This is a genomic window from Aequorivita vitellina (genome assembly GCF_022008365.1).
Classification (GTDB): Bacteria; Bacteroidota; Bacteroidia; order Flavobacteriales; family Flavobacteriaceae; genus Aequorivita; species Aequorivita vitellina.
Genome location: NZ_JAIRBA010000026.1, coordinates 17,721 through 43,010 on the forward strand (window position 1 = coordinate 17,721; position 25,290 = coordinate 43,010).

Consider the following 25,290-nt stretch of genomic DNA (forward strand, 5'->3'; position numbering starts at 1 on the left):
AAAATCTGTTGAAATATGAAACAATGGAATTGTTTGAAACCGTTCCAAGTTATGGAACCGATTAAAAGACCGCGAAAAGAATTGGAAATACGTAATTTCCAAATTGGGTCTATTTCGTTATGCGAATTTTGGGGGCTGGAAAATAGAGACTCTTTCTAAAGAAGAATAGAGGTTTTGATAGTAAAAAGTATGGGAATGACGAATAAGAATTTCGCCTTTTAAGATAGAAATGTCGTACGGAACTAGCACTACATCGGTTAAAACGTGATGACAAGAAATATGTTGAAATGGTAATTCTCCGTGCTCTGGTTTTTCTTCGTTGTGTTTTTTTTCGTGTTCTGCTTTTAAGGAACCGTAGTGTTTTTCAAAAAAGGTGAAGAAATCATCACCGTAGTTTTCATAATGATATTCGGCGTGCTCCACCAATTTATTCAACAATAAAATATCGTTCACGCCAAGGCCCAGACTTTGAAAAAAGACGAGGAAGGAAAGCGATATGGCTATTATTGTTTTCAAATTGGCCTCTAAAATAATCAATCCTATTTAATTAATTAATGATGAATGTCAGTTTCATCATTATTTTTTGGGAGTCGCTGTTATTTCGATTAGCACTTGGTATATACAAAAGTATAAAAAGAAGTTTTAAAGAACAGTAACCATTGTTACTTATGACCAAAAAACCCCACGAAACGCTATTTCAAAGTTTAAGATAAATGACTAAATTAGCTGAAAGATGAAAAAATTATGATAGTTCACGACTTTAGCAAACACAATTCCTTAATCAACCAATACATTCGTGAGATGCGCGACGTTTCCATCCAAAAGGATTTCCTGCGTTTTAGAAAGAATGTAGAGCGGGTGGGCGAACTGTTGGCTTATGAAATGAGCAAAAGCCTCCCGTACGAAACCATCACCGTAAAAACCCCGCTGGGCACAAAGGAAGTGTCTGTGCCAAAGGCAGATATTGTACTTTGTTCGGTGTTGCGTGCTGGCTTGCCGTTACATCAAGGAATTTTAAATGTTTTTGACGGGGTGGAAAACGCATTTATATCGGCTTTTCGCCACCATCCCAATGGCGAAGATGATTTTGAGGTAATTGTTGAATATCTGGCCGCACCTTCCATTGAAGGGAAAACCCTAATACTTGCAGATCCAATGCTGGCTACGGGTAGGACTTTTGAAAACGTACTGCGAGCCCTTAAAACCCACGGCACTCCCAAAAAGATCCATCTTATATCTATCATTGGCGCCAAAGCGGGCATCTTTCTGGCGGACACGGTCTTTCCTTCTGAAACCGAATTGTGGATTGCAGCTGTGGACGACGCACTTAACGAACGCGGCTACATTGTACCGGGATTGGGAGATGCTGGCGATCTTTGCTATGGAAAAAAAATATGATTATTTAAAATCTTCAACGTCGTCGCTTAAGTCAAATACGTTTTTTATTTTTAATTCCTTTTCAAGAATACTTGCTCCTGCAGCACTGCGGTAACCACCGGCACAGTGAACAACGATAGGCTTGTTGGTTGGAATTTCATCAACGTTTTCGCGCAATTGATGCAGTGGAATTGTAATTGCATCATTAAAGAATTTGCCTTCGGAAACTTCGCTGTCGTTTCTAATATCAACAATTGTGTATTTTTCTGTATTATCTCTAAATTCTTCAACGTTAAAGTGTGAAGATTCTTCCTGTTTATTACTGCCAATTGTAAGCACCGCTAAAACATTGGATTCATAACCAATTTTTGCCGTGCGATGCAGGATTTCTTCAGCATTTTCAACTGAATCTACTACCAAGTGAAATTTCTCATCGGGTTGAACAATTGATCCCAACCAAGTTTCGAATTTGGCGGTTTCAGAAACTGCCATAATATTTATACTTCCCGGCAAATGATTCTTTTTAAAGGCCGCTTCATCTCTAATATCAACAATTAAGGCATCGTTTTCAGTTCGATTCTCCCCTATTCTAAATTCAATTTTTCCAAGAGAAGCCCGTAGGTTTTCCGCACCGTTTTTATTGATATCAACATTATAACCGAAGTAATGCGGAATAAAAGGCTGGGAGTCTAAAAGGTGATTTACAAACTGCGCTTCGGTTTGGTTTTTAAAAGCCCAATTGCCAACGCGTTCATTGCCAAGCGTGCTGGATGAAGCATCTGCGCTCATTCCTTTGCCGCAAAGCGAACCTGCACCGTGCGCGGGATAGACGTAAGCATTATCGGGTAAATCGGTGAATTTATTTTGAATTGTGTGATACATCATTGAAGCCAATTCTTCACGCTTAGCTTTCATATGTCCAGCTTTTTCGCGCAAATCTGGACGGCCTACATCGCCCACAAAAAGGGTGTCGCCTGTAAAGAGGGCGGTTTTGTTTTCTTCGGTTGCAACAATGGTTACACTATCTGGCGAATGGCCGGGTGTATTTATAGCTTTAAAAATGGTATTGCCAATAGAAACGGCATCGCCATCGTCAAAAGCTTTATGCGGATAGTCTGCGCCTGTTTTCGCGCTGCAATAAAGGGTTGCGCCCGTTTCGTTGTGAATTTGTAGATGCGAACTTACAAAATCGGCGTGGGGATGCGTTTCAAAAACAGCAACAATTTTAGCGTCGTTCTCTTCGGCATATTTATAGTATTGTATTGGATTTCTTTCCGGATCAACCAAAGCCATTTTTCCGTCGCTTATAATTGCGTACGAATAATGGGAAAGTGGCTTATATTCAAATTGTTTGATTTTCATAGCTGTGAATTTTTAAAATGTTCGTTCAAGTTTTTGTATAAAATTAATAAACTATTCTGATTCCTCCTAAAGCTCGAGAAAGCTTTTAAACAGCAGCACAGAAAAGAAGATGACGAAATATAATTACCAAATCTTTGGAAGAAACCTACCCGACCGTTTTTTGTATTCCGAATAGTTTGTAAATACCTCCATCAAACGATTTTCCTCGTAAACAGATTTAAAGTAAAACAGAAGGGCGAGAATTACGGCCACCAACAGTTTATAACCGGAATCTGCAATTATTGCGAAACCGATGAAGGCCATAATAATTCCAGTATAAATAGGGTGTCGTACAAATTTATAAACTCCTTTTACAATTAGCTTTGAACCCGGCAACGGACTTGGAAACGGCGATAAGTGAATATTGAGTTGCAAAACGGCAATAGTAGTTACCAACGCACCCAAACCCAACATACCTACGCCGATCCAAAATACAATTTCGGGGAAATAGATTCGCATTGCGCCAACTTCAAAAACAAAGGCGACAAAGAGTGCGAATTGTAGCAATACAAATAAAATGTCTTTAAATGGAATTCTCAATTTTGAACTTTTTTAATATTAACGCATATATATCCCCTTTTCAAATAAATTTGTTTTGTCGCCATTCAAACCGTTATTCGTGAAAACTACCTAAACACAATTCAATTTCCACTTTTTTTCATCTTTATAAAAAGCTCGTTTCCGGCTCGCGGTGGAATGGAATTATAGGCGGTTTCCATCGTTTCTATATTAAACTTTCCCTTAAAAAGTGAAAGATAATCCTCCTTATTTCCACCGTATGGCGGCCTGTCATTATGTAAAGGAATATTAAAAAGCAGCCCCACAAGTTTTCCGTCAGGTTTAAGCAAGGAAGCCATTTTGGCAACATATTTTTCGCGCAATGACGGGTTTAGCGCACAAAAAAATGTCTGTTCTAAAATTAAATCGAATTGATCATTTAACTCAAAAAAATCTGAATGCAATAAATTTTCCTTCGGAAAAGACGGAACGCGTTTAGCTAAATTTTCAAGTGGAATGGAAGAAATATCAATTACATAAACATTGGTAAATCCATTGTTTACAAGGTATTCCGCCTCGTACGAATTGCCACCACCCGGAATTAATATCTTTAAATTTTTATCGGTTAGCTGATCTATGTACGCTTTCAAAGGTGTTGAAACATAGCCAATATCCCAACCGGTTTCACCACTGAGGTATTTGGTTTTCCAAAATTTTTCTTGATCTTCCATGGGGTGTTTTACAATCAATTTAGCTAAAACTACTCATCGTTTTTCCCCTTCAACTTGGGGCGGTCGCCGTGCATTTTGTTATAATGGGCTTGAAACCATTCCGGCTCTTCCACTTCGTTTTCAAACATATATTCTGCAATCTGGCGAATGGTATTTTCAGGGTAGAACTGATACGGCATCAATCCGAATTTCTTTACTGCGCCAGGCATTTTAGTTTTTTCTTCGGAAGGATTTTTAGACCATGCAACCATTGCATTTACAAAATCTTCCTTTGAAGTGTCTTCAGAAATATAATGCATTTTAATAGCAACCATAGGCGGTGCCATCATTTGTTCTTCGGAAGTTTTTGGGTTGTGGCAAGAGTAGCAGTTGTTTTCCATCAATTTTTTTCCAGGATGTTTTTGTTGAATTTCCTTTTCAACAAATGTGAAATTTTCAGCATTTGCCAAATAGCCGTCGTGTTTATTATGGCAGGAGCTTAGCAGAATAATCAAAAATAATGTGACGAATAATTTCATAAACAGGAATTTAGTTCAGAATACTTCAAAAATAAATTTAAGCAACTTTTTCGCCAGTAACAAAAGTTACACTTTTAAATGTTTCAAAATTACAGCCGAGAAAAACGGTTTTCTAAAGTGAAATAATCTTGATGCTATTTCTGTAAAGCTCAATTTTACCAAGCGATTCCAGCTTTTTCAGCAATCGTGAAACCACGACGCGCGAAGTGTTAAGCTCATAGGCAATTTCCTGATGGGTGGAGTTTATTACTGAATCGTTTGTAACCTTTTGTTTGTTTTGAAGGTACTTCACCAAACGCTCGTCCATATTTAAAAAAGCAATACTGTCTATGGTTGCTAACAGTTCGGTTAAGCGTTCGTGGTAACTTTGGAATACAAAATTGCGCCAACTTTTATACTTACCCGTCCACTCCTCCATTTTTTGGATGGGTATCATTATTAATGTTGTATCGAGTTCTGCAATAGCGCGTATTTCGCTCTTCTTTTGCCCCAAACAACAGGTTAAAGTCATTGCACAAGTATCGCCGCGTTCTAAAAAATAGAGCAAAAGTTCGTCGCCGTTGTCATCTTCTCTTAAAATTTTGATCGCGCCCGAAACAAGTAGCGGCATAGACCTTACATATTCGCCAATTTCAATTAGTTTTTCGCCCTCTTTTACCTCTTTTAAGGTGCCCACTTCGTTGATTTCCTGAATAAGCGCATCTTCAAAAACATGAGTGAAATTTTCTTTTAAATCGTCGAACATGTAAGTTTATTTTGGTAGAATTTAACTGCTAAAATACAGCTTTAAAATCACTTTTTATAAATTAAACGACCCGCTTTATAGCAGTGTAATTCTGTAAACTAAAATTTATTTAAAATGTAAAATACAAATTTGAAAAAATTATTGAACGTACTTTTTAAACAGAATTCACATCATTTATATAGCGGTTTATTATCTTTAAAATACAGAAATTTAAACAAAAATAATATACTACAATGGCTAACATTGGATTGGTTCTTTCGGGTGGTGGAGCACGCGGGGCAGCACATATTGGTGCATTAAAAGCATTTGAGGAATACGGGCTTTCGCCTACGCACGTGGCAGGAACGAGCGTTGGTGCTATTGTAGGCGCGCTTTACGCGGCAGGTGTGCATTGGTCTGAAATATTAAAGTTTTTTAAAACGGTTTCTATTTTCCATACCAAACGATTTGCTTTTAACAAACCCGGATTTTTAGATTCTGAAAAGTTTTATGACGACCTCCGCGTTTTTTTTCCAAGAGATAATTTTGATGTTTTGGAAAAAACCTTATTTATAACTGCAACAAACGTAATAACGGGCGAGTTAAAGACTTTTGGCAAGGGACAGCTTATAAAACCGGTGATTGCTTCGGCCTCATTTCCTGGCGTTTTCACTCCTACCGAAATTAATGGTTCGTATTACATTGATGGTGGAATTCTGAATAATTTCCCTGTAGAACCATTAAAAAAGCACTGCGATAAAATTATAGGCATCTATATTAACGCCTTAAAAAAGATTAGCGTTAAGGATTTAAGACACTCCTACACCGTTGCCGATAGGGCACTTAAAATACGAGCTGCTTCTGAATCGATTGTGAAATTTCCGGAGTGCGATTTGGTAATTGCGCCAAAAGATTTAGGCGCCTACGCAATTTTTGGATTGAGCAAAATGGACGCCATTTTTGAATTAGGCTATGCTGCTACTATAAATGCGCTTGCGGAAACCGAAAAATTTTAAAGAATTTATTACAGTTTTATTTCAAGTTGAATTGGGCAGTGATCAGAGCCGTAATACGCTGATAATATTTCGGATAATTTTATGTTTTCAACTAAATTTTCACTGACCAAAAAATAATCTAACCTCCAGCCCGTATTGCGCTCCCTAGCTTTAAAACGATAACTCCAGTAGGTATAGGCTACGGTTTCAGGATGAAAATACCGAAACGTATCTACAAAGCCTGCGTTTAACATCGCATCCATTCCGTCAATTTCAACTTGGGTATAACCGGCGGTTTTGTTGTAATTAGATTTATCGTTTTTCAGGTCTATTGCACGATGCGCCACATTTAAATCGCCGCATAAAATTACAGTTTTGGTTTGCTCAAGATTTTTTAAGTAGTTCCTAAAATCTGCGTCCCAACCCTTTCTATATTCCAGCCGCTCCAGTTTTTGACCGGAATTAGGGACATAAACATTTACTAAAAAGAAATCTTCAAAAGCTGCACAAATTACTCTGCCTTCGTTGTCGTGCTCCGCAACACCCATATCGTAAGTGACGGATATTGGTTCTTTTTTGGTTAAAATGGCAACTCCAGAATACCCTTTTCGCTCTGCCGAATTATAATATTGATGATACTGATCTAACTGCGACAATGCTTTAGCCACTTCAGAATCTTGTGCTTTCGTTTCTTGGAGACAGAGCACATCTGGATTTATTTTTGAAATATCTTCAAAAAAATCTTTTTTAGTTATTGCCCGAATTCCGTTTACATTCCAAGAGATTAACTTCATAATTGAAAGTTTTGGTAAATATCTATAAGGTGAAGTGAATTTCCAATTAATACAGACTAGAAAAATAAATAATAAAGTACCTCCAGTACTTCGGTAGTTTATTTAAAGCTGAAAGAAAGAAGACTTTCAAATGGGGGTTAATAATGAAAAAAATATACTTTGAAGAAGGAGAAGTTTCTTTAAAATATTGAGTAATCTTGTAAAAAATCATTTTAAAAAAAACTATTTCCTAAAATGGAATTTACTGAAATATTAGGTTATGTAGGAGCGCTTTTTGTAGGGGTAGTGCTTGGTTTAATTGGTGGCGGAGGTTCAATATTGACGGTACCTGTAATGGTTTATCTATTTGCGCTAAACCCTGTTGTAGCAACAGGATACTCGCTTTTTGTGGTAGGAACAACAGCGCTATTTGGCGCTTTTAGGAATATGAAAAAGAAGATGGTTGATTTTAAAACTGCTTTTATATTTGCTACCCCAGCCTTTATTGCAGTCTTTTTAACCCGAAGATATCTGCTACCTGCAATACCCGAAAATCTATTTACCATTGGCAATTTTGAGTTTACAAAAAGCATAGTAATAATGTTGTTTTTCGCCATTGTTATGCTTGCTGCTTCCCTAACAATGATTCGGAATAAAAGACCAGAACCAAATGTTGATGCGAAAATTAACTACAACTATCCATTGATTATGATTCAAGGAATTTTCCTCGGGTTTATAACAGGGGCGGTAGGTGCTGGTGGCGGTTTTTTAATTATCCCAGCCTTAGTTCTATTGGCAAAATTACCGATGAAAAAAGCCGTTGCGACCTCATTACTCATTATCGCGGTAAACTCATTAATAGGATTTACAGGCGATATTGCAACCTTGGAAATTGACTGGCAATTCCTGCTAATTTTTACCGCAATCTCAATCGTCGGAATCTTTATCGGTATAAAGTTAGGCACACTAATAAACGGTAAAAAGCTTAAAAAAGGCTTTGGTTGGTTTGTACTGCTTATGGGTATTTATATAATTTATAAAGAAATAAGTAGTTAACAGCCTACCTCATTTACAACGGAATATTCCCGTGTTTTCTTTTGGGTCGAACAACTTCTTTAGTCTCTAACATTGCGAAAGTTTTCAGCAATTTTCTTCGTGTTTCGCGTGGCTGAATTACTTCATCTATAAATCCGCGTTGCGCAGCTTTAAACGGATTTGCAAATTTTTCGGCGTACTCAGCCTCCTTTTCCGATAGTTTCAAGGCTGGGTTTTCGGCAGCTGCAATTTCCTTTCTAAAGATAATTTCACTTGCTCCTTTCGCTCCCATTACAGCAATTTCGGCAGTTGGCCAAGCGTAATTCATATCGGCTCCTATGTGTTTGCTATTCATTACATCGTAAGCACCACCGTAGGCTTTTCGGGTAATTACAGTAACTCGCGGCACAGTTGCTTCACTTAAAGCGTAAAGTAATTTGGCGCCATTTAAAATAATTCCGTTCCATTCTTGATCGGTTCCCGGAAGAAAGCCCGGAACATCAACCAAAACCAAAAGCGGAATATTAAAGCAGTCGCAGAAACGGGTAAAGCGCGCTCCCTTTTTAGAACTATCAACATCCAAAACGCCCGCCAAACTCATGGGTTGGTTTGCAACAATACCTATGCTTCGTCCACCTAATCTGGCGAAACCTACTATAATATTATCTGCGTAATCTTTATGCACTTCAAAGAAAGAATCGGCATCGATAATTCCTTTAATAATCTCGTGCATATCGTAAGGTTTATTCGACGAATCTGGAACGATAGATTCCAATTCATCGCGATATTCTTCGGCCGCTTTAAACGGTAGTTTTTCAGGCTCAGTTTTATTGTTTTGCGGCAGATAGCTCAGCAAGGTTTTAATCTGTTCCAAGCACACAATGTCATTGGCCGCAGTAAAATGTGTTACTCCGCTTTTTGTGGCGTGAGTACGGGCGCCACCTAATTCTTCTGAAGTTACATTTTCATTGGTAACGGTTTTCACCACATTTGGTCCGGTAACAAACATATAGCTACTGTCTTGCACCATCATTGTAAAATCGGTCATTGCCGGCGAATAAACCGCGCCACCAGCGCAAGGTCCCATTATAGCTGAAATCTGCGGAATTACGCCCGAAGCCTGTACGTTTCTGTAAAAAATATCGGCGTATCCGCCCAAGGAACGAACACCTTCCTGAATTCGCGCGCCACCGGAATCGTTTAAGCCAATTACAGGTGCACCAACGCTCACTGCGTGGTCCATAATTTTACAAATTTTCTCGGCATGGGTTTCGGAAAGTGCGCCTCCAAAAACCGTGAAATCTTGCGCAAAAACATAAACTAATCGACTGTTGATTGTGCCGTAGCCCGTTACAACACCATCGCCGTAATACACTTCCTTTTGCATATCGAAATCGGTAGTTCTGTGGGTAACAAGTATGCCCATTTCTTCAAAAGAGCCTTCATCGAGAAGATATTCCACTCGCTCGCGAGCGGTGAGTTTTTTCTTTTCGTGTTGTTTGGCAATACGTTTTTCTCCGCCGCCCATTTTGGCTTCGGCAATTATTTCTTGTAGTTTTTTATTATTGTGGGTCATAGTAATTCCATTAAAACCCCAAAGGCTCAAAGTGCATTGGGGTTTAGTTTGCTATTTCGGTAGTCGAAGTTTTTCTGAATCTTTTAAATATTGTTGCAATGCGAAAAGCGCTGCTATTTTTGCCTCTTCTTCATTTACAGCTTTTAACTTTTCTTCGGAATAGTATTTCTTCACAAAATTAGTGTCGAAATTTCCACTGCGGAAAGCATTGTGTTCAAAGACAAATTTTCCGAAAGATAATGTTGTACTCACACCTTCAACATCGTATTCTGAAATGGCTTTTAGCATTGTTTGCATCGCTTCATTTCTGGTTTTTCCGTAGGTGATAAGTTTGGACAGCATGGGGTCGTATTGAATGGGTACTTGCATACCCTCGGCAAAGCCGTCATCAACGCGAATGTTTTTTCCGCTCGGCGGACGATAAACTTCAAGTTTCCCGACGCTTGGCATAAAATTATTTAGCGGGTCTTCGGCGTAAACACGAACTTCAAAAGCGTGACCCGTAATTTTTAAATCTTCTTGTGCAAAGGAAAGTTTTTCGTTATTAGCAATATTTATTTGCTGCTCAACCAAATCTAAACCGGTTATTAATTCGGTTACGGGGTGTTCCACTTGGAGGCGGGTGTTCATTTCTAAAAAGTAGAAATTGTACTTATCGTCTAATAGAAATTCAACTGTCCCGGCACCTATATAATTACAAGCTTTGGCAACTTTTATAGCTGCTTCGCCCATTGTTTGACGTAATTCTGGAGATAAAACGGCAGATGGCGCTTCTTCAACAACTTTTTGGTGACGACGCTGAATACTGCAATCGCGTTCAAAAAGATGAACTGTGTTTCCAAAATTATCGGCTAACACTTGAATTTCAATATGGTGTGGGGAGGTTACAAATTTTTCAATAAAAACAGAACCATCGCCGAATGCGTTTTCGGCTTCGCTGATAGCGCGTTTCATTTGGTCTTCAAATTCTTTCGCATTTTCTACAATTCGCATTCCTTTTCCACCGCCGCCAGCAGAAGCTTTTATAAGAATTGGGAAACCAATTTCTTCGGCAATTTCCATTGCTGCATTTACATCTGTAATAGCTTCATCTGTTCCTGGAACCATCGGGATATTGTATGCTTTCACCGCATCTTTGGCTGCGAGTTTGCTCCCCATAATACGGATTGCGTGCGATTTGGGGCCTATAAAAATTATTCCACTTTTTTCAACGTTTTCGGCAAATTCAGCATTTTCACTTAAAAATCCGTAGCCGGGATGTATGGCGTCAACGTTTAATTCTTTGGCTACTTGTATAATTTTATCGCCCAACAAATACGATTCGTTGGAAGGTGGCGGGCCAATACAAATGGCTTGGTCTGCAAATTTTACGTGCGGTGCATTTCTATCTGCTTCTGAAAAAACTGCAACCGTTTTAATCCCCATGTTTTGGGCGGTTTTCATTATTCGCAAAGCTATTTCGCCACGGTTGGCAACTAGTATTTTTTTAATCATTTTTCTCTAATTCTATTAACAACATTCCTTTTTCAACGGTTTCGCCTTTAGTAATATTAACCGCTTTAATTACGCCATCGCGCGGCGCGGTTAAGGTATTCTCCATTTTCATTGCTTCTAAAACACAAACATAATCGCCCTTTGAAACAGTGTCGCCAACCGAAACATTTACTTCTAAAATCAGGCCCGGCATAGGTGCGTTAATTTCGTCTTCAACCGAGGCGTTACCCAGCGAAAGACCCATTTTCGAAATTAAGGCATCAAGTTGGTTTTCAATTGTAACTTGGTACCGATTGCCATTAATTGATAAGGTGTAGTTTCTTTTATTGAAATCGGTTTCAAGTGTTTCCACGGCAACCGATTTATTATTGTAGATAATATTAGATTCTTTATTAGCAGAAATTACATCCAACTTTTTCAAGTCGTCTGAACTCAACGAAAACTCAAAGTTTTCATTTACAGTTGCTTTAAATTTTTCGTTCATAAATAGAAATTTTGCTAAAGGTAATATTTGTAGAAAGATTATGCCAATAGGATGTTTTATAAATACAAAAGATGTTTAAAAAGTATATTTCACCGTATTTACAACGGCAGAATTTATTTTTAAACACCTTCGGTTTTATAGTAATTGCTATTTACCTTATTTTTTAGGTTTCGATTCGTTTTTCGGTTTTGGTTTGGTTTTTATATTATTCTTTGCTTTTGCATTAGATTTTTTATCGGCGACATTTCTAGTTTTTATTTTTTTTTGAATGGTATGCAAGGCAGTTTTTAACTCATTTATTCGCGTTTCTAAATCTTTATTGGGTTTATAGCTTTCACCTTCAACACCAGCGGCTGCATTTAATGACCGAGTTAAAAAATCGAGATGTTCCAACTCTGCTACTTTATTAGCCACGGAGCCTGCCTTTCTCCATATTTTATTGAAGCTTTGCGTAACCTCAGCCCATTTTGTTTCAATTTTATCGTCTTCAATTAAAAATAGCAGACATAAATTTATATTTAATAAAGCTATTAAATCCCAGTAATTTAGGTCGTTGTCTTGCGATTTTTCTACTAATTTTTCCTTTAGGTTTAAAAGCGTTTGTTTGGCTTCGGAAAAACTTCGCAATTGGTATTTATTCTTATCAACTGTAAATTCTCCGCCCTCTTTTATAGCTTCACTAAAAACTAACAAACAACCTATTTCAATGGAATTTACCAAGGAGTATATTTTATTAGTGTTAAAGTTATTTTTATACGCTCTTTCATAATGTGAAATTGCTGATTTATAGGCACTGGTTCGTTTTTTAGCATTTGGTGCGAGCATGGCCAACCGCTTAAATGCACTCCCTAAAAGATTGTGACGTTCGGCAGTTTCTCCCGCAAAAAGCAATACCTCTAGATCGCTAATAACCCGTTCGGTTTTGTTGTAGTTTTCTTCTAAAGAACCTGCTGCTACAGCTTCGGTTTCAAAAATTTCTCTGATGTAAAGTTTTGAACGTGTGTTACAATACTTCTCCATACACGAGAAGGAAAAATCTGCGTGTTCCATTTTTAAAAGTTCTTCAAACTTCCCGGTGGCTTCTACATACATTGCTAATTCTTGATAAATTTTGGCCACTCTTTCAACTATTTGCGGGGTTCGAGATACATCTCTATCTACAGCTGTCATTATTGTTTTTAAATCTGCTAAATGGTCGTTGTTTGCGCTTGTAGCCATTTGTAATTGGTTGAGTAAATTTTCTAAATCTATCTCTGCTTCCTGCGGAACTATATAGCTTGGCGACCAGGAACCCTTTCCGCCTGAAATACCTTTTAGTTTAAAAAATGGGTCTCCGTAGCACTGGTATGCGCCCCACGTATTGTTTTCGGGATGTTTCTCATAAATATAATTTCGCGCATTTTTTACGGCATCGCCAAAATTGTCACCGCCAAACATACTGTTGTAAAACACTTGTGCAAAATCTAATGCCGCGGCGTCATTAACGGCCCATCCCGCAGCAATAACAGCTTTAACCCCTATGCTAATTAACTGCGTGCCAATATTTGCAGCCAACTTATACCTATCGCGATAAAACCGTTCGTCTGTGGCATTGCTATAACCCAAATGACAGCAGTTTACAAAAACGAGTTCAGGGACTACTGGCATTTGCTCTATTTCAAATACGGTAAGAAATATCTCCTTCCCGATAACCATTCCAGATTTTTTTGGCGATTTTGGATTAAATACTCCGTGGCCCGCCAAGTGTATTATTGAATAATCGTTGCAGAAGAAATTTTTAACTATACTTTCTGCTCCCGTTCCTATAAGATGTGTAGTTGGATAACCCACGTTTTCTAAGGTTTCCTTCACCATCATTCCTTCTTCTTTTGCACCCGGCAACTGCGATATATAGCCGTCTAAAACTGGATCGGCAATTATTAATGCGCCTTTTTCGGCAACACGTTTTATATTTATTCGGTAATCTTTTGTGGATAGTTGGCGAATCATACCGGCATTTATACAAAGGGGTTTGGCATTTGTAGTATTGTCCTGCAGTAATTCCCACGGGTAGGATGCCGTTTTGGAATCGAGTATCCAAGAAATATTACCTTTACGTTTTAATTTTTCTTTTAAGTTATTCGGAATTAATAGTTCGAAAAGTGTTTTTGCGGTACAGGAAGACCATTGATTGCTGCTTGAAACTTCAGAAATAAACAAATCAATTAAAGGGGTGCTGCTGTAAAGTTCATTTTCTTCTTCGCGAGAATCATTGGTAGAAGATCCAAAAACCATGCTGGCAGGTTCTCCCGTTTGTTCGTTGGCTTCTTTGTGTTTAATTGTAATACGATTCCACCAACCTTCGGCATTGTCTAGGGGGGTTCTCTTTTTTATTCCTAGTAAGTTTTTAATGCGTTTGCTACCGAGAATAATATTGTAAGTTGTATTTTCTTTATTTGCTATTTTATTAAGCACGTACATACAATTAAGCGCTTTACTGGCATAGAGCTCTACTATTTCTATATACTGCACGGTTCTATAACCTTCGTCACCCAGCATTTTAACCTTTTCGTTTGCACGATTTACGCCATCTATAATGGCTTTTAGAGATCCTTCAACTGTAAGGCCACCGTAGCCAGTTGCGATAATTAAGGAAGAAATACCAATGCCTTTTTTAGGTATGGCAGTTCCACGAAGGCTTAATAAATAATTGAGTACGCCTTGCTCTATCGATTTTGAAAGTTGAAATGAGGTAAGTTGATCGGGCTCGCCAAGACCAACGATTATTGCGCCTTCAAAATCACTATTCTTAGGTTTTCCAAAGATTGCATTGGTTCCAATTTCGCCGGGGTAAAGTCCCAGTCTATGTTTTGAAGTTAAATTTCCTTCTAAATAATTGTCTATAGAACGTTCGGCATATAGCACTCCATCATTTAAAAAATGTCCCGCGATTATTGGATACGACGCATATCGTAAATCGCCGTTGCTTACCTTAACTGTTACAGGAATTTGGCTGCCAACTGTTTCGGTTTCTTTTTCAAGCCCTAAAATCGTTCTTTCTAATCCGCCTTCAGAAAGATCAAAATCTACATCCGGTTCGGCTCTAAATATTTTTTCTTCGCCTCGAAGCAGCGGTTTTGTATTGCGGAGCAAATTGGTTTGTCCGGTAGCAAGTATTTCTTCTATTGCGTTAAAGAGGTCGGGGTCGTTTGCTAGAGCACCATGTGTAACGCGAGCGTAATAAACGGCATTGGCATCGGCAAGTTGTTTGGGAATACCAGATGCCCAAGTTACACTTTGGTCGCCTTCGCTGGTGTAGAGAAAATACAGTTGTTTTTTGGGTGGAATTTTATCTAAATAATAACCACACGGCGTCATTTTATCCTTTCCGGCTATATACACCATATTGGTATAATCTATTTCATCTTTCTTACTTAATATAGTATCTCGGTAATTTTTAAAATAATTGAGATCTGCTTGCGAGGGAAGTGGCCAACTCGATTTTCCGAAATATTTGCGCATATCTTTCCACGTTTGCATATTTGCAAAATCGTTTTTCGGATCGGTTGTAAGTGGCAATAAAGCTAAGATTCCGGGAAATTTAGAAAACATTTTAAGCAATCTTTTTTTAGAATGAAATAAATCTAATTTGCTTAATTTTTTAATAATAGGATCTTCCCCAAATAAAACCGAGGGAATTCTAAAAGAACCGCCCAAGGGAGAGCCCAAGTATAACATTCTAAAACCTTTAGTCGCTTTTAGCTCCTGCCAAGTTTCATCGTGATTAATAATAAAATCGCGCACCAAAACACCTCCCATAGAATGACCAATAATTTTTATGGGTTGCTCAATTTTCATCAAGCTTTTAATTTTGGTATTAAATTCGCTTGCACATTCGGGAAGTGGTTTTCTCCAATCAAACGGATACACAACCACATCGTATTTACCAGATAACCATTTGTACAATTTGTAATACGAAGTTTTTACAACAGAATCTGCTATAATTTTATTCACATTAGAATATCCAAGGTTTAACAAGCCTCCGCTAAGTATGCGGCCGTAATGAAGCCAAATTTCCTTATCTTTTTGTGTTAAATTGGAACCCATGATACCCGGTAGTAGCACAACTATAGGCTTGGTGCCTGAAGGCGGCGTGGGAGATGGATACAACTCGCCAGATTCAATGAGCGCTCTATCGCTGCCGGGGATTTGATACTGGGGAATGCTTTTAAAACCGGGGATTAACTGTCCGTCGGCGGTTTTTAAAGCGAGTGCAATTGCCTCTCGGGTTTTTTCATTTTCGAAATATTTTACGTGGTTTACATCGGCACCTTGATCAAAGAAATACTGAATATTATTGGCACGTTTCACTCCTAAATACATAGAGTCTGTATTTACAACTAAATCGTTACGTTGCCAGTAAAAAAGTTTTCCGAGAATTACAAAAAGTCCTTGCCCCGAAAAACTCACCCGCCCATTTCCCGAAATAACAGCCAATGGTTTTCCGTTAATCGCATTTTCGGAAGAAGGGTCGTTTAAAATTTTAATAAATGGCGATTCGGGTCGTTGGGCTTCTAAACCGGGAAGCACATTTACATCGTCTTTGCTTTCAACCGCAGCGGAGAGTAATTCTTTTAAAATATCACCAAATACGCCGCCTACAATATTTACTAAATTTAAAAATACGTTTAAAATATGGTCTAATCTCTTTGAAGCAAGTTTGGTACCGGCAGCCGGACAACCTACTCGAATAAATTTGGCAACTGTAATTTTTTTGTCTTTAAAAATTTTATTTAGAGCTTCAATGTTCTTTATATCGTCCTCTCTATCTTCCTCCTGTTCAAGCAGTGAGATATGAGTATTGTTGAATCCTATTGCAGACGCCTCGTTATTACTGCTATATTTATTTAAAATATCGCCTACAATTCCACCTCGCGAATGTGTAAGCAGGTGTACAACCGAATTATCGGGAAGCATTTTGGCAAGCTTCACCGCATTTAACAAGGGACTTTCAGTAAGGGTTCTATGCTGAAAGGCGAGTACGTTTTCACCGTATAACTCATGTAAAGTATCCCAAGTGGGCGTTCCCTTTAAATCTTGAAACGCGCCAAAAGTATCTGAATTTGTTCCGTGAATAAATAGAAAGAAGGGACGATTGGAAGGTTTCCCATCAAAGACGCCAAATTTAAATTCTTTATTTATTGTAAATAAGGCAGCTCCTTTTTCTAGGTACTTTTTTGGAAGAATGGTAGTGTCTATTTCGTTTTGCAGATGTTGGTTTTCCAGTTTTTCAGCAAGTGCTACCACTCCCTTACCAACTGTTTTTTTAGCAAATACTTTTAACAGCTTTAAAGCAATTTTACCTATTATACCTCTTTCGGTTGCAGGAGCTTCAACTGAATTTGGAAGTACAAAAACATCAGTTTGAATATCGCGGCTACCGGGCGGTTTTAATGCTGGGTCGAGCTCGGGAAAAACTTCGTGCATGGTTGCTGCATCGCACATCCAGGATGTGCCATCGTCAAGCACTAACTGCAACAGTTTATCGTTTGCTTCTAAATGTATTTCGTGCTCATTGGAAACATCTCTATTACTAGTTTGTAAATTGTATACAATGGCGCCTTCTTCGTCGGTTTCCTTATTTCCATAAACTACAAGTTTTTTAAGTGGTTCCATATTATCGGTTGTTTGGTTGTTTTCAAATTTTGCGCGTTTCTCGCTTGTAAAAAACCTGCATTTTTGCTTATTACACTCAAATGCAGTAAAATACAGCTTCTGCAAGCGATTATTAAACTAAGCAAGCGCTCGCTATTAAGCTGTTTACTAGCACATTAAAGCCTAAAGTGAGTATTAAGTGAGGAGATTAAAAAGTTACGATAATTTTTCAATCTGAGAAAAAAATTTCGCTATTTCACTTTTTAATGAATAGAAAATCTATCTAATTTTAAAAATCGAGAAGAGGCTTAGATATTTTTAGTAAAATTTCACTATCTTTTTGAAAACAAATTATTTATGAAAAAGTATATTTTATTCGCAACGGCATTCATCGTTTTTGCCTCCTGTGCACAACAAAAGAAAAAAAATGATGTGGCTTTACAAACCGAGCCACAATCGTATAAAATTGAAGCTGTAGTTAAAGACCTTACAATACCTTGGGGAATGACGTGGCTCCCAGATGGAAGTATGCTTATTACCGAGAAAGACGGACGTTTAATTCACTTTAAAAATGGCGAAAAAACCGAAATAGCAAATGTGCCTGAAGTTTACAACAGTGGGCAGGGCGGCTTGCTCGATATTACATTACATCCTAATTATAATGAAAACGGGTGGATTTATATTACCTACGCTTCAAAAGAGGGGCCGGAAAAAGGTGGTCACACGGCTTTGATGCGTTGCAAATTAACAGCCAATTCGCTTACAAATATTGAAACATTGTATAAAGCCGGTCCCAACACAACTGCTGGTCAACATTTTGGGTCGCGCATAGAGTTTGACGATGAGGGTTATGTTTACTTTTCAATAGGCGAACGTGGCGCACGCGAAGTAAACCCGCAAGATATAACTCGCGATGGGGGAAAAATATACCGATTAAATGATGACGGAAGCATCCCTGAGGACAATCCATTTTACAACGAACCTAATGCAAAAAAGGCGATTTTCACCTACGGAAATCGCAATCCACAAGGAATGGCAAAACATCCCGAAACAGGAAAAATCTGGATGCACGAACACGGTCCAAAAGGTGGGGATGAAATAAACATCGTTAAAAAGGGCGCCAATTACGGATGGATGGAAGTTACCTATGGTGTAAATTACAGCGGCACTAAAATTACAGATGAAAAAACAAGACCGGGAATAGAGCCACCTATTTACTACTGGGTACCCTCAATTGCACCCTGCGGAATGGACTTTGTTACTAGCGATAAATACCCGCAATGGAAAGGAAAGCTATTGGTTGGTTCTTTAAAGTTTGCCTATGTTGAATTACTTACGTTAGACGGCAAAAAAGTAACAAATCGTGAAAAAATTGCCCAAGACATCGGGCGCGTGCGCAATGTAAAAATGGGACCTGACGGATTAATATATATTGCCGTTGAAGGACAAGGAATTTTCAGATTAATTCCCGAATAACGGTGGTGTTTTGAGCGCAGTAAAACTTATGTAGTTTTAGACTGCGCTCAAACAGACCGAGGTGCTGTTATTTAGTTCCTTTTTTTCGCTTCCTATAAAAATCAAAAGCGAACCAACCAATAACTACAATTACAAAATACATTAAATATGAAACGGGTTTTCCGCTACCCCCAACGGTAGTGAACAATCGATCCCAACGCACTTTTTTATTTAAACTATCCCAACTCATCCATACAAATACGGGTTTTCCAACCACGTGATTAAACGGAACAAACCCCCAGGTTCGGGCGTCTTCACTATTGTTTCGGTTGTCACCCATCATCCAATAGTAGTCCATTTTAAAAGTGTATTGGGTAAGCGGTTTTCCGTTTAATAATATTTCGGTTCCAGATTGGGTAATTGTATTGTCAACCCCTTGTTCACTACCTTCGTAAACTTCAATAATACGTTTGTACAATGGCAATGTTTCTGGGGTAATGGCAACTGTGGCGCCTTTCTTCGGAATATATAAAGGACCAAAAAAATCATTATTCCATGGATAGTTGCGATTATTGGGGAAAATACGTTGGTCCCATTCACCTTTTTCACCCCTAATTCGCCTAACATCAACTACACTCGGATTGTTTTTAAGCATATTTAAGGATTCTTCCGAAATAGCCGAAAACCCATACGTACCATTTTGATACCCATAACGATCTGTAATATTATAACGATTGTGTAGCATTTCTGGATTGAGCTGCCCGTTTGTACTCACTTGATATGCAAATTGAATCTTGGCTCTATCTGGCAAATCATTTTTCTTTCCGTTTATAAAAACATAACCATCGCGAACTTCTAAAGAATCGCCTGGAAGCCCAACACAACGCTTAACATAGTTCGATTTTTTATCTATCGGTTTTTTATAATACTTCCCAGATTTGTCAAAAAACATTCTTACCGTATCAACAGGCCAATTAAATACAACAATATCGTTGCGTTTTATATCTTGGAAACCCGGAAGTCTGAAGTACGGAATCTGGGGCTCCGAGAGATATGATTTAGTACGAACTACCGGAATAGTATCGTGCACCATCGGGAAGGCAATTGGCGTCATTGGCGTACGCGCTCCGTAGTGAAACTTACTTACAAAAAGAAAATCGCCTACTAACAAAGTTTTTTCTAAGGAAGAAGTTGGGATGGTAAACGGTTGCATTACATAGGTATGCACAATAGTTGCAGCAACTACAGCAAACAAAATTGAACTCACCCATTCGCCGGTCGATGTGCGGGGTTTTAAGCTTCTATCTTTTATATGAACAAGGTCTTGCGTATAGTTTATATAATATAGGTACAATCCCAAGGTTAATAAAACCAAAGTCGTGTCTGTAGTAGAATTACGGCCGAAGCTTCGAAGGGTTTCTACCCAGACTACTGGAAACATAATTAAATTTACAATAGGAATAAACAGTAGAATCGTCCACCACCACGGACGGTTAATAATTTTCATTAAAACTACCGCGTTGTACACGGGTACTGCTGCTTCCCAAGCTTTTCTACCAGCTGCTTGATACAACTTCCACGTTCCGGCAAAATGGATTACCTGAACTATCAAAAAAAATATAAACCATTCTGTCCAACTCATTTCCTTAATTTTCTATTACTAATATTTATTCTTTATGTATGCTAAGTTTATATTCCCAAGACGTCTTTCATTGTAAAAACACCATTTTTATCCTTTAAAAATTCTGCAGCCAAGATAGCACCTTTCGCAAAACCTTCGCGACTGTGCGCCACGTGTTCTAAAGAAATAGTATCTATGGAAGAAATGTAAGAAACGGTATGCGTTCCCTTTACATCTTCTTCGCGTTTAGCGGTAATTTTCAGGTTGTTTTCTTCTGAAGAATTCAACTTCCAATCCTGCTTTTCGCTATGTTTTAAAATGCTTTCAGCTATTGAAATTGCCGTGCCGCTTGGGGCATCTTTCTTTTCAGTATGATGAATTTCTTCAACTGAAACATCGTACTCTTTCCAAGGCGCCATCAACTTTGCTGCGTATTCATTAATACTAAAAAATAGATTAACCCCCACGCTGAAGTTTGACGCTGTAATGAAGCTTCCGTTACGGTTTTCACATAACTTTACCATTTCATCATATTTATTTAGCCAACCGGTAGTCCCGGAAACTACAGGAATTTCAGCTTTTAAAGCTTTTGAAATATTATCCACCGCAGCTTCTGGCGCAGAAAATTCAATGGCAACATCGGCAGCTTCAAAGTTTCCTTCGGAAGTGTCTGCCGTACTTTTAAATACTATTGTATGACCTCTGTCTAAAGCCAATTTTTCAATCACTTTACCCATTTTACCGTATCCGAGAAGTGCAATTTTCATGTGTTTCTTCTTCTTTATTCTGTACTCTTTATTCTTTCCTCTTTCCTCTTTCCTCTAACTACTTAAACCGATATGTCAACGACATTCCATATTGCGGCTTGGCGTTAAATTCGTTGAAATTAAAGTTAGGTTGCAGCGATAAATCTTCACTTACTTCGTATTGCTTTAAATGCGCATCTACGTTAGCATCCACAACATTTAACAAATAAAAGGCAACAGTAACGATTACACTAAGTCCTTTATTTTTTTGTGCAGATTTTTGAGCGTTTATTAATCTATCGTCTGAAATTCCTTGAAATTCGTCATCGGTATATCCAGCCAGCCTTCTTTTATACGCATCTCTAAACCGGTTATAATCGTCATCTTGTTGTTTGTAAAAGTAAATTCCAGCGGCCATTCCAGCATAAATAATTGGTATTTTCCAATATTTTTTATTGTAAGCTTGTCCCAGTCCGGGTAGCACCGCAGAGTAAAATGCAGCCTTAGCCGGAGCTAGTGGCTGGTATTCGTTTTTTGGCAGAATAGAGTCATTTACCACGATTACCTTTTCTTCTTTTTTAACTGTTAAAGTATCAGAAGTCTGCGCAAACAGGGAAGTGGCGAAGAGAAATAGAAGAATATTTAGGAAGTTATTTCTCACTTTTGATTAGCTTCAAAATACGTTCGAAGTCATCTTGATTTTTAAAAGGAACTACAAGCTGCCCTTTACCAGATTTTGAAACTTTTACTTCAACTGAAGTTTCAAAGAGATCTGTCAATTCTTTCTTTGCTCTTTTAGCGAAAGGCGGTGCGATTTTCTTTTGTGGCGCCGACTTTTGATCGGGGTTTTTAAAATTTCGGACTAAAGCTTCCGTATCGCGAACAGAAAGATTCTGACTTAAAATCTTTTCGTAAATATCTAATTGATCGCTTAAATTGTCAATATTAATTAATGCACGCCCGTGACCCATACTAATAAAACCATCGCGCATGCCGGTTTGAATAATTGGGTCTAATTTCAGTAAACGCAAATAGTTGGCAATTGTAGAGCGGTTCTTCCCTACTCTATCACTCAGTTCTTCTTGCGTAACGCTTATTTCTTCAATTAATCTTTGATAGGAAAGGGCGATTTCAATAGGGTCTAAATCTTGTCTTTGGATGTTTTCAACCAAAGCCATTTCCAGAGATTCTTGATCATTTGCAATGCGAATGTAAGCCGGAATAGTTTCTAATCCAACCAATTTTGAAGCGCGAAAACGGCGTTCACCACTTACAAGTTGGTATTTATCGAAATCTAATTTGCGAACTGTAATGGGCTGAATTACGCCCAATTCTTTAATAGAAGAAGCCAACTCGCGCAGTGAATCTTCATTAAAACTAGTTCGCGGCTGGAAGGGGTTAACTTCAATACTACCCAATTCAAGCTCCACGATACTGCCCACAACTTTGTCGGCATTTTTGTCTGCAACAGATTTTATATCATTAGAAGGATCTTTCAACAGTGCTGAAAGTCCGCGGCCTAATGCTTGTTTTTTGGTCGCTTTCGCCATTTATTCTTTTTCGTTTTTCTTAATTAATTCGTGCGCCAAACTTAAATAATTATCGGCTCCTTTGCTTGAAGCATCGTAACTAATAATGCTTTCGCCATAACTGGGCGCTTCACTTAAACGTACATTACGCTGAATGATTGTTTCAAAAACCATTTCGTCAAAATGCTTTTTCACCTCATCTACCACTTGGTTTGAAAGCCGTAAACGTTGGTCGTACATTGTGAGTAATAAACCTTCAATATCGAGGTTTACATTGTGTATTTTTTGAACACTTTTAATAGTGTTTAAAAGTTTCCCAAGTCCTTCCAAAGCAAAATATTCACATTGAATAGGAATTATAACAGAATCTGCTGCTGTTAATGCATTTAAAGTCAACAAGCCCAATGATGGCGCGCAATCTATAAGTATATAATCGTAATCTGCTTTTAAGCTTTCAACAGCATTTTTGAGCATATATTCACGATTTTCTACATCTACCAATTCAATTTCAATCGCCACTAAATCTATATGCGACGGAATTAAATCTAAGTTTGGCGAGTTGGTAGACACAATAGCATCCTTTGTCGTCGCACTGTGCTCGAGCAATTGGTACGTTCCAATTTCTACATTTTCAACATCAATACCCAAACCTGACGTTGCGTTAGCTTGCGGATCTGCATCAATAAGTAAAACCTTCTTCTCTAAAACGCCCAATGAGGCCGCTAAATTCACTGAGGTTGTGGTCTTTCCCACACCTCCTTTTTGGTTTGCAATTGCAATTATTTTACCCATTAATTACCTAAGATTTTAGCAGTTAAAAGTACAATTAATTATGTGGATAGAAAATCATTTTTGTTAACAGGAAGTGAACATTGGCATTAAGCCGTAAGCTTTGGACTGTAAGCTTATACTTATTTTGACTAAATTTTACAGCCTGTAGCTTAAAGCAATTTTACTTAGTTTTCTTTTCACGAATCATCGCCTCTAGCATATCCCACATTTGTTGAGGCACTGCTTCAAGTTGGTTCATTTGTCCCGCACCCTGAAGCCATTCGCCTCCGTCAATGACAACAACTTCGCCGTTGATATAGGCTGAAAAATCTGAAACCAAATACGCCGCAAGATTTGCAAGTTCTTGGTGTTCACCCACACGTTTTACAGGTACTTTTTTAGATGGGTCAAACTTTTCTTTTAAATCGCCAGGCAATAGTCTATCCCACGCGCCTTTTGTTGGGAACGGACCCGGAGCAATTGCGTTAAAACGAATGCCGTATTTTGCCCATTCAACCGCCAAAGAGCGCGTCATTGCTAAAACGCCGGCTTTTGCTGTTGCGCTTGGAACCACATAAGCCGAACCGGTGAACGCATAGGTTGTAACTATATTTAAAACCGTTTTATTGGTTTCTTTTTGCTCTATCCAATGTTTTCCAAATGCAAGTGTACAGTTTTTTGTTCCTTTTAAAACAATGTCTATAATAGTATCAAAAGCATTTGCTGAAAGTCTTTCGGTTGGCGAAATAAAATTACCAGCAGCATTATTTAATAAAACATCGACACTGCCAAATTCCTTTACCGAAGCTTCCACCATTGCTTCAACCTCATCGTAATTTCGAACATCGCATTGTAGTGGCAACACTTTGCCACCGGTAGTTGCTTCAAGTTCTTTTTTTACAGTTTGAAGCTTTTCAAGATTTCGAGACGTAATAACAACATTGGCGCCCAACTCTAAAAAATAAGTTGTCATTGCCTTTCCTAGACCGCTTCCGCCGCCTGTTACGACTATTGTTTTTCCTTTAAGTGCATCGTCGCGAAGCATTTTTGCAGTGTAATCCATAGAATAATTTGTTTGACCGTAAAGATAAGCAGTAAAATTATGACTGAATAATTAGTTGTGAAGAAATAGCTACACTTCAAAAATCAATCGTCCATTTTAAGCGTGTGTTTCTCTTGTTAATGAAATAACAAATTACAGATTTTGAAAGGTTAAAGGATGTGAAATTGCATTTATGTCGTTTAAAAGTGCCTTATCTTGAAACTATGGAAAAAATATTAGTTGCAGGTGCAAACGGCACCACCGGAAAAAAAATAATTTCAATTTTAAAAAATTCAGATAAATTCGAACCTATTGCAATGGTGCGGAAAGCGGAACAAGTGTCGCACTTTAAAAATGAAGGCGTGCAAACCATACTTGCCGATCTTGAAAAGGATGTGAGCGAAACCACAAAAGGAATTGACCGCGTAATTTTTGCCGCTGGTTCGGGTGGTAAAAACGTGAAAGAAGTTGACCAAGAAGGCGCAAAAAAATTAATTGATGCCGCAAAGGAATCTAATGTGAAAAAGTTTGTAATGCTAAGCTCGATGGGCGCCGACAACCCTGAAGAAGCTTCAGACTTAAAGGATTATCTCGAAGCAAAACACAATGCCGATGAACATTTAAAGCAGTCGGGTTTAGAATATGCTATTGTTCGTCCGGGTGCTTTAACCAATAACGAGGGAAATGGTAAAATTGAAATTGACAACAAACTAAATAAAAGTGGCGAAATACCCCGCCGTGATGTTGCCGAAACCTTGGTTGGTTCGTTGGAAGATTCGGTAGCAAAAAATAAATCTTTTGAAATTTTAAAAGGTGAAACTTTCATTAAAGCTGCACTTGAGAAAATTTAAAAAGTTTTTAAAATGGCGGGTATAAAAATGAAGCT

The 25,290-nt window shown here is 38.1% G+C and carries 22 protein-coding genes; 5 read left to right on the forward strand and 17 right to left on the reverse strand.

Annotation, left to right across the window (positions count from 1 at the left end):
- Positions 1-117 precede the first annotated feature (117 nt).
- The gene (locus tag K8089_RS12335) at positions 118-516 is read right to left on the reverse strand and encodes a hypothetical protein (protein WP_237603597.1); all 399 of its coding nucleotides are present in this window, start codon (positions 514-516) and stop codon (positions 118-120) included.
- A 228-nt stretch (positions 517-744) separates the two neighbouring features.
- On the opposite strand from K8089_RS12335, the gene upp reads away from it, so the two are divergent.
- Positions 745-1,398: a uracil phosphoribosyltransferase gene (gene upp / locus K8089_RS12340; RefSeq protein ID WP_237603598.1), complete on the forward strand. Its 654-nt coding sequence runs from the start codon at positions 745-747 to the stop codon at positions 1,396-1,398.
- Here upp and K8089_RS12345 read toward each other — a convergent pair whose 3' ends face one another.
- The 5 genes from K8089_RS12345 to K8089_RS12365 all read right to left on the reverse strand — a co-directional run bounded on the left by K8089_RS12345 (position 1,399) and on the right by K8089_RS12365 (position 5,270).
- Positions 1,399-2,739 carry an MBL fold metallo-hydrolase gene (locus K8089_RS12345; protein ID WP_237603599.1) on the reverse strand — a complete coding sequence of 447 codons (1,341 nt, stop codon included), beginning with the start codon at positions 2,737-2,739 and terminating at the stop codon, positions 1,399-1,401.
- Positions 2,740-2,862: 123 nt separating this feature from the next.
- On the reverse strand, positions 2,863-3,318 hold the full coding sequence (locus K8089_RS12350) for a methyltransferase family protein (protein WP_237603600.1): 456 nt from the start codon (positions 3,316-3,318) through the stop codon (positions 2,863-2,865).
- A gap of 101 nt (positions 3,319-3,419) precedes the next feature.
- Positions 3,420-4,007, reverse strand: a complete 588-nt coding sequence (locus tag K8089_RS12355) for a methyltransferase (RefSeq protein WP_237603601.1) — start codon at positions 4,005-4,007, stop codon at positions 3,420-3,422.
- Between the two features lie 29 nt (positions 4,008-4,036).
- Entirely contained in the window at positions 4,037-4,525 is a 489-nt protein-coding gene (locus K8089_RS12360; RefSeq protein ID WP_237603602.1) for a c-type cytochrome, read from the reverse strand.
- A gap of 112 nt (positions 4,526-4,637) precedes the next feature.
- A complete protein-coding gene (locus K8089_RS12365; protein WP_237603603.1) occupies positions 4,638-5,270 on the reverse strand; it encodes a Crp/Fnr family transcriptional regulator in 633 nt (210 codons plus the stop codon).
- 233 nt (positions 5,271-5,503) lie between these two features.
- On the opposite strand from K8089_RS12365, the gene K8089_RS12370 reads away from it, so the two are divergent.
- Positions 5,504-6,265, forward strand: a complete 762-nt coding sequence (locus K8089_RS12370; RefSeq protein ID WP_277612596.1) for a patatin-like phospholipase family protein — start codon at positions 5,504-5,506, stop codon at positions 6,263-6,265.
- A gap of 8 nt (positions 6,266-6,273) precedes the next feature.
- Here the strand turns inward: K8089_RS12370 and K8089_RS12375 are convergent, their stop codons facing one another.
- Positions 6,274-7,038 carry an exodeoxyribonuclease III gene (locus K8089_RS12375; protein WP_237603604.1) on the reverse strand — a complete coding sequence of 255 codons (765 nt, stop codon included), beginning with the start codon at positions 7,036-7,038 and terminating at the stop codon, positions 6,274-6,276.
- A gap of 234 nt (positions 7,039-7,272) precedes the next feature.
- Here K8089_RS12375 and K8089_RS12380 point away from each other — a divergent pair, with 234 nt between their 5' ends.
- Positions 7,273-8,073 (forward strand): sulfite exporter TauE/SafE family protein, encoded by an 801-nt coding sequence (locus K8089_RS12380; RefSeq protein ID WP_237603605.1) that lies wholly within the window; start codon positions 7,273-7,275, stop codon positions 8,071-8,073.
- Positions 8,074-8,086: 13 nt separating this feature from the next.
- Here K8089_RS12380 and K8089_RS12385 read toward each other — a convergent pair whose 3' ends face one another.
- The 4 genes from K8089_RS12385 to K8089_RS12400 all read right to left on the reverse strand — a co-directional run bounded on the left by K8089_RS12385 (position 8,087) and on the right by K8089_RS12400 (position 17,261).
- The gene (locus K8089_RS12385; RefSeq protein ID WP_237603606.1) at positions 8,087-9,628 is read right to left on the reverse strand and encodes an acyl-CoA carboxylase subunit beta; all 1,542 of its coding nucleotides are present in this window, start codon (positions 9,626-9,628) and stop codon (positions 8,087-8,089) included.
- 51 nt (positions 9,629-9,679) lie between these two features.
- Positions 9,680-11,119, reverse strand: a complete 1,440-nt coding sequence (gene accC, locus K8089_RS12390) for an acetyl-CoA carboxylase biotin carboxylase subunit (RefSeq protein ID WP_237603636.1) — start codon at positions 11,117-11,119, stop codon at positions 9,680-9,682.
- The gene (locus K8089_RS12395) at positions 11,115-11,606 is read right to left on the reverse strand and encodes an acetyl-CoA carboxylase biotin carboxyl carrier protein subunit (protein ID WP_237603607.1); all 492 of its coding nucleotides are present in this window, start codon (positions 11,604-11,606) and stop codon (positions 11,115-11,117) included. Before K8089_RS12395 ends, accC begins: the two co-directional genes overlap by 5 nt.
- Positions 11,607-11,762: 156 nt before the next feature.
- On the reverse strand, positions 11,763-17,261 hold the full coding sequence (locus K8089_RS12400; RefSeq protein WP_237603608.1) for a CHAT domain-containing protein: 5,499 nt from the start codon (positions 17,259-17,261) through the stop codon (positions 11,763-11,765).
- A 336-nt stretch (positions 17,262-17,597) separates the two neighbouring features.
- Between K8089_RS12400 and K8089_RS12405 the strand changes: the two genes are divergently transcribed.
- Positions 17,598-18,716: a PQQ-dependent sugar dehydrogenase gene (locus K8089_RS12405; protein ID WP_237603609.1), complete on the forward strand. Its 1,119-nt coding sequence runs from the start codon at positions 17,598-17,600 to the stop codon at positions 18,714-18,716.
- Between the two features lie 67 nt (positions 18,717-18,783).
- Here the strand turns inward: K8089_RS12405 and lepB are convergent, their stop codons facing one another.
- From lepB to K8089_RS12435, 6 genes are all read right to left on the reverse strand, one after another.
- Entirely contained in the window at positions 18,784-20,337 is a 1,554-nt protein-coding gene (gene lepB, locus K8089_RS12410; RefSeq protein ID WP_237603610.1) for a signal peptidase I, read from the reverse strand.
- Positions 20,338-20,384: 47 nt separating this feature from the next.
- A complete protein-coding gene (gene dapB, locus K8089_RS12415) occupies positions 20,385-21,083 on the reverse strand; it encodes a 4-hydroxy-tetrahydrodipicolinate reductase (RefSeq protein ID WP_237603611.1) in 699 nt (232 codons plus the stop codon).
- A 58-nt stretch (positions 21,084-21,141) separates the two neighbouring features.
- On the reverse strand, positions 21,142-21,723 hold the full coding sequence (locus K8089_RS12420; RefSeq protein ID WP_237603612.1) for a DUF5683 domain-containing protein: 582 nt from the start codon (positions 21,721-21,723) through the stop codon (positions 21,142-21,144).
- A complete protein-coding gene (locus tag K8089_RS12425) occupies positions 21,713-22,612 on the reverse strand; it encodes a ParB/RepB/Spo0J family partition protein (protein ID WP_237603613.1) in 900 nt (299 codons plus the stop codon). Before K8089_RS12425 ends, K8089_RS12420 begins: the two co-directional genes overlap by 11 nt.
- Positions 22,613-23,383: a ParA family protein gene (locus tag K8089_RS12430; RefSeq protein ID WP_237603614.1), complete on the reverse strand. Its 771-nt coding sequence runs from the start codon at positions 23,381-23,383 to the stop codon at positions 22,613-22,615.
- 160 nt (positions 23,384-23,543) lie between these two features.
- Positions 23,544-24,425, reverse strand: coding sequence for an SDR family oxidoreductase (locus tag K8089_RS12435; protein WP_237603615.1), 882 nt, complete (start codon positions 24,423-24,425; stop codon positions 23,544-23,546).
- Between the two features lie 203 nt (positions 24,426-24,628).
- On the opposite strand from K8089_RS12435, the gene K8089_RS12440 reads away from it, so the two are divergent.
- On the forward strand, positions 24,629-25,255 hold the full coding sequence (locus K8089_RS12440; RefSeq protein ID WP_237603616.1) for an SDR family oxidoreductase: 627 nt from the start codon (positions 24,629-24,631) through the stop codon (positions 25,253-25,255).
- Positions 25,256-25,290: the final 35 nt, after the last annotated feature.